At 39.2% G+C, this 14,454-nt stretch carries 16 protein-coding genes; 4 read left to right on the top strand and 12 right to left on the bottom strand.

Annotated elements, in window-relative coordinates; all coding sequences use genetic code 11:
• Positions 1-6 precede the first annotated feature (6 nt).
• The 4 genes from DK865_RS09105 to DK865_RS09090 are packed head-to-tail and all read right to left on the bottom strand — an operon-like array spanning position 7 to position 2,636.
• On the bottom strand, positions 7-450 hold the full coding sequence (locus DK865_RS09105; protein WP_023582095.1) for a YcgN family cysteine cluster protein: 444 nt from the start codon (positions 448-450) through the stop codon (positions 7-9).
• Between the two features lie 36 nt (positions 451-486).
• Positions 487-1,143 (bottom strand): fumarylacetoacetate hydrolase family protein, encoded by a 657-nt coding sequence (locus DK865_RS09100; protein WP_023582094.1) that lies wholly within the window; start codon positions 1,141-1,143, stop codon positions 487-489.
• Between the two features lie 53 nt (positions 1,144-1,196).
• Complete coding sequence (locus DK865_RS09095; RefSeq protein WP_109391714.1) at positions 1,197-2,324, bottom strand: lytic murein transglycosylase; 1,128 nt, start codon at positions 2,322-2,324, stop codon at positions 1,197-1,199.
• 24 nt (positions 2,325-2,348) lie between these two features.
• Positions 2,349-2,636: a YcgL domain-containing protein gene (locus DK865_RS09090; protein ID WP_036913482.1), complete on the bottom strand. Its 288-nt coding sequence runs from the start codon at positions 2,634-2,636 to the stop codon at positions 2,349-2,351.
• A gap of 133 nt (positions 2,637-2,769) precedes the next feature.
• Between DK865_RS09090 and minC the strand changes: the two genes are divergently transcribed.
• The 3 genes from minC to minE are packed head-to-tail and all read left to right on the top strand — an operon-like array spanning position 2,770 to position 4,579.
• Positions 2,770-3,471 (top strand): septum site-determining protein MinC, encoded by a 702-nt coding sequence (minC, locus tag DK865_RS09085; protein ID WP_023582091.1) that lies wholly within the window; start codon positions 2,770-2,772, stop codon positions 3,469-3,471.
• A gap of 22 nt (positions 3,472-3,493) precedes the next feature.
• A complete protein-coding gene (minD, locus tag DK865_RS09080) occupies positions 3,494-4,306 on the top strand; it encodes a septum site-determining protein MinD (protein ID WP_023582090.1) in 813 nt (270 codons plus the stop codon).
• A gap of 3 nt (positions 4,307-4,309) precedes the next feature.
• Complete coding sequence (gene minE / locus DK865_RS09075; RefSeq protein WP_023582089.1) at positions 4,310-4,579, top strand: cell division topological specificity factor MinE; 270 nt, start codon at positions 4,310-4,312, stop codon at positions 4,577-4,579.
• 374 nt (positions 4,580-4,953) lie between these two features.
• Here the strand turns inward: minE and rnd are convergent, their stop codons facing one another.
• The 5 genes from rnd to DK865_RS09050 all read right to left on the bottom strand — a co-directional run bounded on the left by rnd (position 4,954) and on the right by DK865_RS09050 (position 11,587).
• On the bottom strand, positions 4,954-6,072 hold the full coding sequence (gene rnd / locus DK865_RS09070; protein WP_036912960.1) for a ribonuclease D: 1,119 nt from the start codon (positions 6,070-6,072) through the stop codon (positions 4,954-4,956).
• A 98-nt stretch (positions 6,073-6,170) separates the two neighbouring features.
• The gene (fadD, locus tag DK865_RS09065) at positions 6,171-7,859 is read right to left on the bottom strand and encodes a long-chain-fatty-acid--CoA ligase FadD (protein WP_036912957.1); all 1,689 of its coding nucleotides are present in this window, start codon (positions 7,857-7,859) and stop codon (positions 6,171-6,173) included.
• 301 nt (positions 7,860-8,160) lie between these two features.
• Positions 8,161-8,757, bottom strand: a complete 597-nt coding sequence (locus DK865_RS09060; RefSeq protein ID WP_023582088.1) for a Slp family lipoprotein — start codon at positions 8,755-8,757, stop codon at positions 8,161-8,163.
• Between the two features lie 92 nt (positions 8,758-8,849).
• On the bottom strand, positions 8,850-9,551 hold the full coding sequence (gene tsaB / locus DK865_RS09055; protein WP_109391713.1) for a tRNA (adenosine(37)-N6)-threonylcarbamoyltransferase complex dimerization subunit type 1 TsaB: 702 nt from the start codon (positions 9,549-9,551) through the stop codon (positions 8,850-8,852).
• Between the two features lie 92 nt (positions 9,552-9,643).
• Positions 9,644-11,587 (bottom strand): ATP-dependent DNA helicase, encoded by a 1,944-nt coding sequence (locus DK865_RS09050; RefSeq protein ID WP_023582087.1) that lies wholly within the window; start codon positions 11,585-11,587, stop codon positions 9,644-9,646.
• Between the two features lie 85 nt (positions 11,588-11,672).
• Between DK865_RS09050 and DK865_RS09045 the strand changes: the two genes are divergently transcribed.
• Entirely contained in the window at positions 11,673-12,017 is a 345-nt protein-coding gene (locus DK865_RS09045) for a RidA family protein (protein WP_109391712.1), read from the top strand.
• A 24-nt stretch (positions 12,018-12,041) separates the two neighbouring features.
• Here DK865_RS09045 and DK865_RS09040 read toward each other — a convergent pair whose 3' ends face one another.
• The 3 genes from DK865_RS09040 to mdtJ form a co-directional block, all read right to left on the bottom strand.
• Positions 12,042-12,914: an SDR family oxidoreductase gene (locus DK865_RS09040; RefSeq protein ID WP_109391711.1), complete on the bottom strand. Its 873-nt coding sequence runs from the start codon at positions 12,912-12,914 to the stop codon at positions 12,042-12,044.
• Between the two features lie 148 nt (positions 12,915-13,062).
• Positions 13,063-13,395, bottom strand: a complete 333-nt coding sequence (mdtI, locus tag DK865_RS09035; RefSeq protein ID WP_023582084.1) for a multidrug/spermidine efflux SMR transporter subunit MdtI — start codon at positions 13,393-13,395, stop codon at positions 13,063-13,065.
• A gap of 2 nt (positions 13,396-13,397) precedes the next feature.
• Positions 13,398-13,838, bottom strand: coding sequence for a multidrug/spermidine efflux SMR transporter subunit MdtJ (mdtJ, locus tag DK865_RS09030; protein ID WP_036913477.1), 441 nt, complete (start codon positions 13,836-13,838; stop codon positions 13,398-13,400).
• Positions 13,839-14,454 lie beyond the last annotated feature (616 nt).

Raw genomic sequence — 14,454 nt, 5'->3', positions numbered from 1 at the left:
AAGAAATTAACCACGCCCTTTCGGTCGATTAAGAATATGCTCTTCCCAATCTTCAACTTCCGTTTCTGGCACCGCAATATATCTGACTGAAATATTGTCTTGGTGCATTCTTGCTTTATTACCAGCAATTAAAGGATGCCAACTTTGTAACGTTTTGCCTTCAGCTAAAAGGCGGTAAGCACAAGTCATCGGCAACCATTCAAATGTGGGTAAATTATACCGTGTAAGCTTGATACAATCTGGCTCATAACGGAAACGATCTTCGTAATTACTGCATTGGCAGGTTTTAATATTTAGCTGATTACAAGCGACATTGGTAAAGTATATCTCGTCAGTATCATCATCCATTAACTTGTGTAAACAACACTGTCCACACCCGTCACAGAGCGATTCCCACTCATCATCACTCATTTCATCTAATGTTTTAGTCTGCCAAAAAGCCTGTGTCATCTCTACGTTATTACCTTATTGCTCATCTAATACAAATTAAATAACCCGCGTTGTCAGCTGATGTTCATTAACGCTTAATACCAACATATCACCGGATTCTAGAGGACCAACACCTTCAGGTGTCCCCGTTAAAATCACATCACCAGGACGTAAGGTAAAAAAGCGAGACATATAACTGATAAGGGGTAAAACAGGCGTTAGCATATCACGACTGTTACCTTGCTGACGAATTTCGTCATTAACACGTAACACTAAATCCGCATTTTGCGGGTCACCAAATGAATTAACAGGAATAAAACCAGATAATGGTGCAGAGCCATCGAACGCTTTACTTTTTTCCCATGGTTGCCCTGCTTTTTTCAATTTACCTTGTAAATCACGTAATGTGAGATCAAGACCAATACCAAACCCCGCAATTGCACGATCAACTCTATCTTCATTCGCTTGCTTAAGTGGCTGACCGATGAGTACTGCTAATTCGATTTCGTGATGAACCGCACCCATATCTTTTGGGATAGCAATAGGTTGGCGAATATCACACATAGCAGTTTCTGGTTTGATAAAAATCACAGGCTCTTCTGAGCGAACAGATCCCATCTCTTTAATGTGATTGGCATAGTTACTGCCAACGCAAATCACTTTATTGACAGGAAAATCCAGTAACGCACCTTCCCAATCACGATGTTGATACATAATGTGTTCCTTTTAGGTAAATTGCTGTGTTTTATTTCACTGTAAAAATACGATTAGCTCGCGTTAGGCAGTGAGTTTATTTTATTAGCAACGCCATCAGCCATTGTGACAATGCTAAGGGCAAAAAAGTAAGAGCTATTCCAATGCATAATCGTACGGAAGTTTTGTGTCACTAAATAGCTTCTGTGTAAATCATCATCTGGAATGATTAACCATACAGGCATAGCATCGTTCAATTGGCTATTTGCGGGTAATTGAACACCCAATGCTTTCCATTGCGCGACTGTTTTTTTCTGTTCACTCTTAATGCCTTCAAGCTGTTGGTTAAAATCTACCGATAAAGTAACCTGTTCTCCCCAAGGAAGTCCACTTTTCCAACCTTCAGTGGCTAAATAGTTAGCAGCCGAAGCAAATGCGTCTTCTTGAGTATTCCAAATATCGATTTTTCCATCACCATTGCCATCGGCAGCATAAGTTAGGAAGGAAGATGGCATAAATTGAGTTTGTCCCATCGCTCCCGCCCAAGAGCCTTTGAGACGCTGACCTTGAGGGATATGCCCCGCTTCAATAATCTCTAATGCAGCCATCAATTGACGAGCAAAGAGCTCCTCTCGACGCCCTTCAAACGCGAGCGTTGCCAGTGCGGAGACAACATCTTCTTTACCTTGCACCTTCCCAAATCCACTCTCAAGTCCCCATAACGCAACAATATAGTTTGCAGGCACACCATATTTTGTGCTGATTTTTTCTAGGGTCTCTTGATTTTCTTGGTAAAGCTTAGCCCCTTGGTTTAAACGACCATTGGTGACAATACGTGGTAAATAAACATCGAGTGTGATTTTCTTTTCCGGTTGATTACGGTCTGATTTAATCACTCGTTCAATAAAATGTGCTTCTGAAAAAGCAAAATCTATTGTTTCTTGTTTATACCCCAATTGAGCCGCTTTCAATTTTAACGCTTCAACATAAGCAGGAAATTGTGCAGAAGTACGAGTTTCTTTAGGAAACGCTTGTTCTAACGATGCAACATTCACTTGTTTCCATCGAGGTGTTTGGGGTTCTTCAACTGTCGTTACCTCAGGTGACGTAATTTGTCTTTCAGCCAATTTTTGTTGGCTATTAGTACATGCAGATAACATTAAACCGGAAACAATCACTGCGATGAATGAATATTTGAACATTTATGCTCCTTTTATCTCGATGATTTATTCAGTTTTTTCTGATTTTTTTAATTCATCTAAATAAGTATTTAACATACTTTCGACAGGTGGTGGAACTTGTAAGTAAAAACCCTGCTCAACTAAGGCTTTTTTGACTTTTTCAATGTCAGCATGCGCTAAACGCTGTCTATCCGCGAGATTAAGCAACATTGAAAACTGCGGTTCGCCAAAACTTTGTAATAATTCGTCCGGAATTCGAGAGAAATCATCCTTTTTTTCGATGTATAAATAAGTTTGATCACGTTTGGTACTACGGTAAATTGCACAAATCATTTTCATTAAACTCTAATTATTAAAATAAGCGACTTGCCTGAATATTTTAGTAAATATAACATGCTTATATACTTTCGTAATATCGTCTCTGGTTTTTTGTGCCAGATTATAAAAAATTTACTGAGTCAGATAGATGTCAAACACGCCCATTGAGTTAAAAGGCAGTAATTTTACCCTTTCAGTACTCCATTTAAACGATGGAACACCGAAAGTTATTCGTCAGGCTATTTCAGAAAAAATTGCACAAGCGCCTCAATTTCTGAAAAACGCACCTGTGGTTATCAATGTTTCTGCTTTAGCAGATGAAAATATTGATTTTAAAAAACTGAGGCGAATTGTAGAAGATGCTGGCTTACGCGTCGTGGGAATTAGTGGTAGTTCAAACGCTCAACAGAAAGAAGCGATAATTGCCGCACAGTTACCTATCTTAAATGAAGGTAAAATAGTTAAGCCAAGCACTCAGGCAAATAACGATAAAACGAATGAAGCACCGGCAGTTGTTCGTCAAAAAACAAAAATCATCCACACTCCTGTTCGTTCAGGTCAGCGCATTTATGCTCAAAATAGCGATTTAGTCGTTATTAGTAATGTGAGTGCAGGCGCTGAATTAATTGCTGATGGTAATGTTCATGTCTACGGTGTGTTACGTGGACGTGTGCTGGCAGGCGCATCGGGTGATAAAGAGAGCCATATTTTTTGTACACATCTGTCTGCTGAACTTGTTTCTATTGCTGGTCAATATTGGCTAAGCGATCAAATTCCTACAGACTTTGTTGGTAAGTCAGTACAACTGAGTCTGCAAGAGAATGAATTAACAATCGAGAACTTAATTTAGAGCATCGACAAGGAATCACTCCATGGCACGCATTATTGTTGTTACGTCAGGTAAAGGTGGGGTTGGTAAAACAACTTCCAGCGCGGCCATTTCTACCGGCCTCGCTCAAAAAGGTCATAAGACGGTTGTTATCGACTTTGATATTGGGTTACGTAATTTAGACCTTATCATGGGTTGTGAACGTAGAGTTGTTTATGATTTTGTTAATGTTATTCAGGGCGATGCATCTTTAAATCAAGCGTTGATTAAAGATAAGCGTACAGAAAATCTGTTTATTCTCCCTGCTTCACAAACAAGAGATAAAGACGCTCTCACCCGTGATGGTGTCGAACAAGTATTAGATGAACTTGATGAGATGGGTTTTGATTTTATCATTTGTGATTCTCCTGCGGGCATTGAAAGTGGTGCATTAATGGCCCTTTACTTCGCAGATGAAGCCATTATCACAACAAACCCTGAAGTATCATCTGTACGTGACTCCGACCGTATTTTAGGCATTCTTGCCTCCAAATCACGTCGTGCTGAACGTGGTGAAGATCCAATTAAAGAACATCTGTTATTAACTCGTTATAATCCTGGTCGTGTTAACCGTGGTGACATGTTAAGTATGGAAGATGTTCTTGAAATTCTATGCATTCCACTATTGGGTGTTATTCCAGAAGATCAATCTGTTTTACGTTCATCTAACCAAGGTGAACCTGTTATTTTAGATGGCGAATCTGATGCAGGTAAGGCCTATTCAGATACCGTAAATCGTTTGTTAGGTGAAGAACATCCATTCCGTTTTATTGAAGAAGAGAAAAAAGGCTTTCTGAAACGCCTTTTTGGGGGGTAAAAGATGGCTTTACTAGATTTTTTCCTGTCGCGTAAAAAGTCGACAGCTAATATTGCCAAGGAGCGTCTACAAATTATCGTAGCAGAACGTCGCCGTGGTGATAGCGAGCCAGCTTATTTACCTGATATGAAAAGAGATTTATTAGGTGTCATCTGTAAATATGTGCAGATAGATCCAGAGATGCTTTCTGTTCAATTTGAACAAAAAGGCGATGATATCTCTGTATTAGAGCTAAATGTGACTTTACCTGAGAGTGAAGAACCGACAAAGTAAATCATATTTTACGCTTTATATAAGCCATTATTCACAGAGCCAGCCATGAACTATAATTAATTTGATTGGCTCTGTGTTTAATTATATACATATTGAAAACACCTGAATGCGCAAATAGCGCTATATCTCGTTGCTATTTTAATCATTGGTGATAAGTCAAAGGGGGTATGTTATTTCGTAATAACATCGATATATTTACTAATAACATTTTCACCTATTTATTGCCCTCACCTTTTCTAGGTGTTTTTTGTGTGCAAAAAATAAGAGCCTCAAAAGAGACTCCTATTCATCATTCTTTATTTTGTTTATTTATCGAACTAAAAATCCGATTTTATTTTGGGTATTAGCGATGAGAAAATAAACAATAAGTAATGCTATGGATATTGCGCCAGAATTTCTGTCACTTTCTCTTCTAATAATGCTTTACGCCAGCGTGAAATCAATTCAGGTTGCCCTTCTTTTATTTTCCAGTGAATGCTCAATAATTGGTTAATTTGTCTTCTCGACGCTAACAGCTCAGGGTTGTAGCGTTTATCTTCACTAATATCTTGAATAACCGCTTTAATCGCTTTAAATGCTTTTTTGTAGTTTGGTTGTTCGATTAAATTGCCAATAGGCTCTGGACAATCTTCATCTTTAATTTCTTTAGCTTTAACAACAAAATCTAATAAACGACGACCATGGCAACGGATCTCTTGACCTGAAAGCGACAATGCATCGAGCTCTGCTAATGATGAAGGAAGATAACGCGCAACAGACCATAAATGTTCTTCTCTTACAACAAAGTTTAATGCCATATCACGAGATTTAGCTTGATTTAAACGCCACTGAGCAAGCATTTGTAAACATGCTAACTGTTGACCTTTTAATTGCCATGCATTGCTAATATCACGATAGGCAAGCGCTGGTACAACCGTTTCTTGTCGACGCTCTGCAATCATTTGACATTCATCGGCAATAGCATCCATATAACCGGCTTCTTCAGCTTCTTTAATTAATTTCTCAGCTAAAGGCAACAAATAGAAAACATCACCGCTGGCATATTGGCACTGTTTTTCAGTTAAAGGACGCGCTAACCAATCTGTTCGAGATTCACTTTTATCTAGCACAACATTTTCATATTTTTCAACTAATGTTGCAAAGCCACAAGAGATGGGATGACCTAGGAATGCAGCCACCACTTGAGTGTCAATCATCGGTGTTGGAACACAACCAAACTGGTGAGAAAAGACTTCGAGATCTTCACTTCCAGCATGGAGAAACTTCATAATGCCTGGGTTTGTTAATAGCTCAACGAAAGGAGCCCAATCCTTAATTGCTAACGGATCAATAAGAGAGATCTGTTTACCGTCATACATCTGGATCAAACCAAGATGTGGGTAATAGGTACGTATGCGGACAAACTCTGTATCTAAAGCAATTTGTGAAGCCTCTGAGGCGGCTTTACAGGCGATATCTAGTGCAGTGTCTGTCGTAATCAAATGATAATTCAAAACAGGTTTCTCTTGTTTTTATGTCTAATGACTTTTTATGTAATCACAAAAACGCCGGTATAAACCGGCGAAATTGAAAAAGGTTATTGAGTGTTGTATCAAGATTCAGTTGAGGTTTTCAACTCTTTTTCTTCATTTCTTAACTCTCTGCGTAAAATTTTACCAACATTTGATTTTGGTAATTCATCACGAAACTCAATAATTTTAGGTACCTTGTAACCTGTTAGGTAACGACGACAGTGTGTTTTTATCTCATCTTCTGTTAATGATGGATCTTTCTTCACAATGAAAACTTTAACCGTTTCGCCCGAATTTTTGCTAGGTACACCAATGGCCGCTGATTCTAAAACCTTAGGATGCGCCGAGACAACCTCTTCCACTTCATTAGGGTATACATTGAAACCGGAAACTAAGATCATATCTTTTTTGCGATCAATGATACGAATAAAGCCTTCATCATCCATTGTGGCAATATCACCGGTTGCAACCCAACCATCGTGTAAGACTTCATCCGTTGCATCAGGGCGGTTCCAATAACCTTTCATAACCTGAGGACCACGAACCCACATTTCACCGCCTACCGTGCGGTCAACTTCGTTACCTTCATCATCAATAAACTTAACGTCGGTTGAAGGCACCGGTAATCCAATGCTACCACTGTATTTTTTCAGATTATAAGGGTTACCCGTGACTAACGGAGAGCATTCAGTTAAGCCATAACCTTCTAACAAATGCTTACCGGTTAACGCTTCCCACTCTTTAGCTACACTACTTTGTACAGGCATACCACCGCCAACAGAGAGGTTTAGTTTGGAGAAATCAAGCTGACGGAATTCTGGATTGTGTAACCAAGCATTAAATAAAGTATTTACGCCAGTAATTGCAGTGACAGGGTAACGTCCTAGTTCTTTAACTGTCCCTTTCACATCACGCGGATTGGTAATAAGTAAATTTTTACCACCAATTTCAATAAAGAGCAGGCAATTTACAGTTAAAGCAAAAACGTGATAGAGCGGTAACGCGGTAACCACCAGCTCTTTACCTACATTTAGTGCCGGTACATAAGCGGCTTTGGCTTGCTCAAGATTTGCCAACATATTGCGATGCGTTAACATCGCACCTTTCGCAATTCCCGTTGTTCCCCCGGTGTATTGTAGGAAGGCTAAATCTTTTCCCGTAATTTCAGGCTTAATATATTGCATACGATAGCCAAAATGCATTGCTCTACGAAATGAAATTGCATCAGGCAAGTTGTATTTAGGCACTAATCGTTTGATATATTTAACAACAAAGTCAACTAATGTTGCTTTAGGACGAGATAGTTGATCACCCATTCGGGTTAAAATAACGTGTTTAATGCTGGTATTAAACACGATTTTTTCGAGCGTATGCGCAAAGTTAGAGACGATTACAATGGCACTTGCACCACTGTCATTTAATTGATGTTCAAGTTCTCTTGGTGTGTAAAGTGGGTTTACGTTTACGACAACCATGCCTGCACGAAGAATACCGAAAAGCGCGATAGGATATTGCAATAAATTAGGCATCATTAAGGCAACACGGTCACCTTTTTTTAACCCTAAGCCATTTTGCAGGTATGCTGCAAAAGCACGGCTACGCTCTTCAAGTTTGCGATAAGTCATGACCTCGCCCATATTGATAAAGGCGGGTTGATCTGCGTAATTTGCGACAGCGTTTTCAAGCATCTCAGCAAGAGAAGCAAAACGGTCCGGGTCAATTTCAGCCGGAACATCTGCCGGATAACGTTTAAGCCAGACTTTTTCCAAAGTAGTACTCCTGATTAATCGCACTTCTCGGGTTAATATTATGTTTCATTTTTAACAAAGTATTAACTCATCCTACCAGCACAAACAATTTTCTATTGTGAAGATGCGAAGTGCGTCACTAAATATTTTATTTTTAGATTAACAAAAAAGAAGGCGGTCAAAACCGCCCTCTCTTTTATTTTTATGCAACTTTAATAACTCTATTAGATAGTTACCTAATATATTATAGATATTGATTATACACCGTTTCACATGAATGGAGATAAAATATTATATCGTCATGCAATCCAATACCCATTTTTTACTCTAAAACGGGCACAACCTGACCAGTTCCATACGGGTACCCACCATAACCGCCATATCCATGGTGATAACCCCAATAGGGACCATCGCCATAATATCCCCATGTCATAACAGGTGCTGGCATAATGACTTGCTGTGTCAGTGTCCAACGTTTCATACCTGTCACATCGATACGTAAAAATGGATAAGTGGCTTCTCCCACTTTGCCAAATTCAACGCCTTTGATAGTACCAACAACGGTGACATACTGATTTTTGTAATCAATAGGATCTAAGAAATGCATAACATTAGCATAGAGACGCCCAATAGAAGGCTGTCGCAATTCGGGTGCGGCATCGTATTGAGAAAGCGGCATAACAGCAATTTCTAGCTGTGTTGATGATTGAAGATTTTTCACATCAATCACACGTCCACCAAAACGCCCTTCTTGGCCAATATAAAGCTCAGGAGCAACAAAAACGCCATTTAAATCAGTCACCGGCGTTGCTGATGTACCTTTTATTGAATCAGGTATAGAGACGCATCCCGCCAGAAACAAAGCGCCAGATAGAAATAGCGCTTTGCTTACCAAACGGTAGTTTAATTGTCTGTTCATAAACCACCTCATTGCAAGTCAATATTAACGTTACTCTATAATAATATTATAGCTTAGCTTTACACTTAGGCTTCTAATAGATACTCATAAATTTATTCACGACCGGGCAGTTTTTTCCACGTCACTTCATTACGTAAATACACCGGCTCAGCGTCTTCAACTTGAGTTGCTTTGCCTTCATGCCAAGCCGTTACAGCGAGAGGTAACATATCTTGTGCAGCAGGAAGCGTAATCTCCGTTTCAACAACCGTGAAAGGAAGCGCCTCTTTTAAATCAGGGTAAGCTTGCCAGCCTGTGCCCGCTATTGCCCATGTTCCCGTTGTTGACTGTAATGCTTCAATAAATTGCTCAGGTTTCATCACCGCTTCAGTGTCTTCCCCCACCCAAGCACCTGCATCATTACGCTGATATTGAGCGCAATAAATTTCACCCATCCGCGCATCGATTGCCACGAGAACTTGTTTAATACCCGTGGTTCTAAAAACACCTTCAGCCATTGTGGCAAGTGAGGAAATACCTACCATGGGTAACTCGGCACCTAACGCAATACCTTGTGCAACCCCCACACCAATGCGAACGCCTGTAAAACTTCCAGGGCCTCGTCCAAAAGCAAGTGCATCTAATGATTGCAATGTCATGTTCGCTTCTTCTAAGGCGCTTTTCACCATAGGTAAAATCTTTTGTGTATGTTCACGAGGTGAGATTTCAAAACGTGAAGCAACAACGCCTTCATTCCAAACTGCAACTGAACAAGATTCTGTTGCAGTATCAATTGCTAAAATTCGCAGTGACACGCCATAACTCCGGCAAATTCGATAATTAAAAGAGGAAGAATAATATCATAATAGTGTTCAACAGAATAAACACACATTCTGTGCGATCGCTATTATGAATCCGATATTTCTTGTATTTCATTCTGCTGCGCGCGTTGGCTCAAAAATTTCATTGTTTTTTCGAGTGAACGTGTCCGTGGTGAGGGTGGCAAACTACTCAAAAAAACCTCGCCATATGCACGAGAAACCAACCTATCATCACAAACTATAATAGCGCCATAATCATGCACATCACGAATTAATCGCCCAACGCCTTGTTTTAAGCTAATCACAGCATCAGGAATTTGAACATCTCTAAAGGCATCTCCGCCCCGCAACTCACAATCTTCAATACGAGCCCTTAATAGAGGATCATCAGGTGCTGTAAAAGGTAATTTATCAATAATCACACAAGACAGTGTATCGCCACGTACATCAACACCTTCCCAAAAACTTTGGGTCGCCACTAAAAGCGCGTTGCCTGATGAGACAAACTTTTGCAGTAATTGTGTTTTACTCATTTCACCTTGCATCAATACGGGTAATGGCAAACTGGCTTTAAACTCTTCAGCAAGCCCCCGCATCATGGCATGTGAAGTACAGAGGAAAAAACAGCGACCTTGGTTTTTTAAAATAACAGGCGTGAGCATAGTGGCTAAACGTTTTGCCGTATAAGGTTGATTTAATGGGGGCAAATAACGTGGTACACAGAGTAACGTCTGATGTTGATAATCAAACGGACTGTTTAAAATCAATGTGGTCGCATTTTCTAACCCCAAACGGTCTGTGTAATAAGACATCTGCTCATTCACAGAAAGGGTTGCCGAGGTAAACACCCAACTGCTTTTATGTGATTTGATTAATTCGCGAAATTTATCCGCAACGGAGAGTGGCGTAATCGCTAATAAGAAATGGCGACCATAACTTTCAAACCAGTAGCTATAACCCGGAATTGTGGTGTCGATCAGGCGTTTTAAGCGATTGCGATAAACGGTGGCTCGCTCAAAAGCACTATCAAGTAATTGGCTTCGCCCTAACGAAAGTTTCATTACGTCATAACTCAGCTCTAGAGCATCATCCAGTAAGGTCAGAAACCGTTTTGTTTCCCCCCCTTGCAATAGCTCCCGTAAATTTCCTCGATACCCCGTTTCACCTAATGCTAAGCGAAAATCCATCACCATTTGCGTTAATCTATCAGCACTTTTTTGCAACTGAATTTGATCACGGACTTCTGTGCGATAAGCCACGGTCATATCTCTAGCGAGATCAAAAAGCTGTCTACTAGTAAGTTGTTGACCAAAATAGTGGCTAGCGATATCTGGAATTTGATGGGCTTCATCAAAGATCATAATTTCAGCTTCCGGAATTAGCTCACCAAAACCGGTATCTTTAACGACAGTATCCGCCATAAATAAATGGTGATTAACCACCACAATATCCGCATCCATGGCTTTTTTACGTGCACTTAGGACATAACACTCTTTATAGCGAGGGCAATCACTTCCTAAACAGTTATCGTTAGTGCTTGTCACTAAAGGCCAAACGCGGCTATCTTCCGCAACACTATGACAACGGCTAACATCACCATCTTCAGTCTGTGTTGACCATTGGCGTACATACATGACATCAGACAACACTTCAGCTTCAAGATCACCCCCACTGAGCATTTGCTGATCGAGTCGTTCTAAACAGAGATAGTTAGAACGCCCTTTTAATAGCGCCGTATTACCATCATAATTAATCGCTTCAATGATCGTAGGTAAATCTCGACTATATAACTGATCTTGCAAGGCTTTAGAGCCTGTTGAGATAATAGTCTTTTTACCTGAACGCAACGCGGGTACAAGATAAGCATAGGTTTTTCCTGTACCTGTACCCGCTTCAGCGATAAGCACACCCTGCTTATCAATAACTTCCGCTATTGATTTCGCCATTTGTCGTTGAGCTTCACGGGGATGAAATCCTGGGATCGTTCGGGTTAAAATCCCGTTTTCTGCAAAATCGTCTGACACAGGCATACTCTTTTTATAAAATAAGACGTAAATTATGCCAGTGGATAACCCAAAGTACCACCTATGCCGTTAATACAAAGGAGAACTCATAATGACAATTAAACGTATCGACCCTGAAGATCGCTGGTCTGAAGCCGTAATTCATAACGACACCATTTATTACACTGCAGTGCCAGAAAATTTAGCAGGCGATATCATTGAACAAACAGCAGACACATTAGCGGCAATTGACGTTTTGTTACAACGTGTAGGTTCTGATAAAACTAAAATTCTTGATGCAACAATTTTTTTAGCTGATAAAGCCGATTTTGAAGGTATGAATAAAGCATGGGATGCATGGGTTGCCAAAGGTAGCGCACCAGTGCGTTGTACTGTGCAAGCACAATTAATGCACCCAGAATATAAAGTTGAAATTAAAATTATTGCAGCCCTATAACGACACTAGACTGAGCACCCAATTTTATGGGTGCTTATTTTTGGAATCTCGTTTATTGGCTAAATCAAGATAGTAGTCTGATAAATGCTCCTCACCATAAACCTCACCAATATGGCTCGCACCCATAAAGGTTAAGAAAAACTCCAAAGGTCCATAAAATTTTTGAGAAGTAAAATGGCGTAATGTAAAAATGGTTATTTTTCTTAATGCGTCAGGTAAGTGAATAATCTTTATTTTTTTATTTAATGCAATACCTGCAAGTTCAGCTATCTGATTTAATGATAAAATATCAGGTCCCCCAATAGAAATCTCTGTTGTATTATTTCCGATCATTTTCACCACAAAATGGGCTAGATCATTACCAGAAATAGGGTTTATTTGCTGTTTTCCTGAGCCAAATAAATATACTTTTCCAGACGACGCCATTTGTAAAAAATCGCCCATATCACTAAAGTAACCATTGGGTCGAATAACACAGTACGACAAATTAGATTGTTTTAATTTATCAACAAAACGCTCTTTAGCTTCAAAAATTTTTAATTGTCGATATTTATCACCATCAATAGCAGAGATATAAATAAACTGTTTAACTTGTGACTTTATTGCTTCTTCAAGAAGATTTTTATTGGCTTGATAATCAACATCTATATAGGTTAATCCCTCTTTTTGGCGAGTGATCCCTACTGTAGAAATAACGCAATCAATATCTTTTGTGCTATTTTTTAATTGCTCAGGCTTTGTTATTTCACCAATAAAAACATCATCAACATCAGTAAACTGTGTTGCTTGTGGGTGGTTTCTGACTAAAACACGCACCCAATAGCCTTGTGTTTTTAATGCTTGTACAAGAAATCGTCCCAAATAACCTGTTGCGCCAGCGACTAATATCCGTTTCATGTACTCTCCTTATTTAAGCTTTAAGAGAATAGTATAAAAACAAAAAAAGCTGAATTCAAAAGAACTCAGCTTTTTAATATAACTTACTTTTGCTGTGATAATCAGATTTTTATCTTTATCAATTTATTACTCATTAAGTTAATAAGATTTAGGCAAATTTAATCATTACCATACCAACCAGTAATAATATAATTCCACCCCATCCTTTATAATTAAGTCTTTGATTAAATAAAATCCAACCGGCGGCGATAGTTGCAATAATTCCGAATGCTCCCCAAAGTGCATAAGCAACAGAAAGCTCTATCCCTTTGACGGCCATTGCAAGTGCACTAAAGGCACCTAATACGCAAAATAGTGATAATATTCCTAATCCCATTCGGCTAAAACCATTAGACATTTTTAAGAATATATTCGCGACTATTTCAAGCACTACGGCAAGTATTAGAAACGCACCATGCCACCATTCAAATTGAGCTAACATAATTAAGCCTCCTTGATATTGGTAGGAATTGGCTTATTCGCTCCTTTTACGGCACTGGCAACGTGCTTGGCTTTACCGGCAATACTTTTTACGGAATCGGTTGTTTTCTTAGCAACAGCCGATTTTTTAGTACCTGATTTGATAAGTGTGATCCCTGCAATTAACATCGCTAGACCACCCAATTTTAATGGTGAGAGTGATTCACCAAACCACAGAACGCTGAATGTCGTAATAATGACAATTCCAATACCTTCCCACAGTGCATATGCTACACCTAATGCCACTTTTTTAACGGCTATAGCTAAAAAGATATAGGAAGTGGCAATCATTAACCACATCACTATCATACCGGTGTAACCACCGCTTACACTGGCGTACTTCATCGATAAAGTACCGATAACTTCACAAACAATAGCTAATGCTAAAAATATCCAATAAATCATTTTTTCATCTCTCATACACATTCGAAATACGCCAAAACGTTTCTTGCGCAGAAGATAGAGAATATGTAGATAGTCTTTCTGGCGGCAATAGTAGCCGAACGTTAAGGCAACGTCGTTTCCTGATAACTCAGGAATTAAGATGAGAGGTTTCTATAATGCGCCACACCAGTAGTGTTCGCTGGATAAAATAGCAGAAAGGAATAACTTATAGGTAGAACGTTTAACTTTGACGCTTTTGGCGCTAGTCATGATTATTTATTCTTTCATCGCACAGACCATCCGCACGATATACTCCGAACCCTCATATAAGATGGTTAAATGTTACATGATATTTCTATCATGCCGAATTATTTAAATCAACGCTTTTCCAAAATATTTTTACGTTAATTACTTGGTTTTATTTAAGTTTTAGTTTCTAGTTAAAATTAGATTGCATAGTTAATCAATGGTTTTACGATCCTTCAGTAGTTTTATTCATCTAAATGGCTGTAATTATGCTTAAAGATATTTAGCTGAGACAAAAACACCCAGCATAATGAACTGACCCCAATTTATTGGACAGTTTAAATTAGTTAGGTAAAGACTGAGTTCGGTATTGAACTGGACTCAGTCCTTT

Source organism: Proteus cibi (assembly GCF_003144405.1).
Classification (GTDB): Bacteria; Pseudomonadota; Gammaproteobacteria; order Enterobacterales; family Enterobacteriaceae; genus Proteus; species Proteus cibi.
The sequence above is the reverse complement of the archived record's forward strand: the minus strand, read 5'-3'. Positions and strand labels throughout refer to the sequence as shown.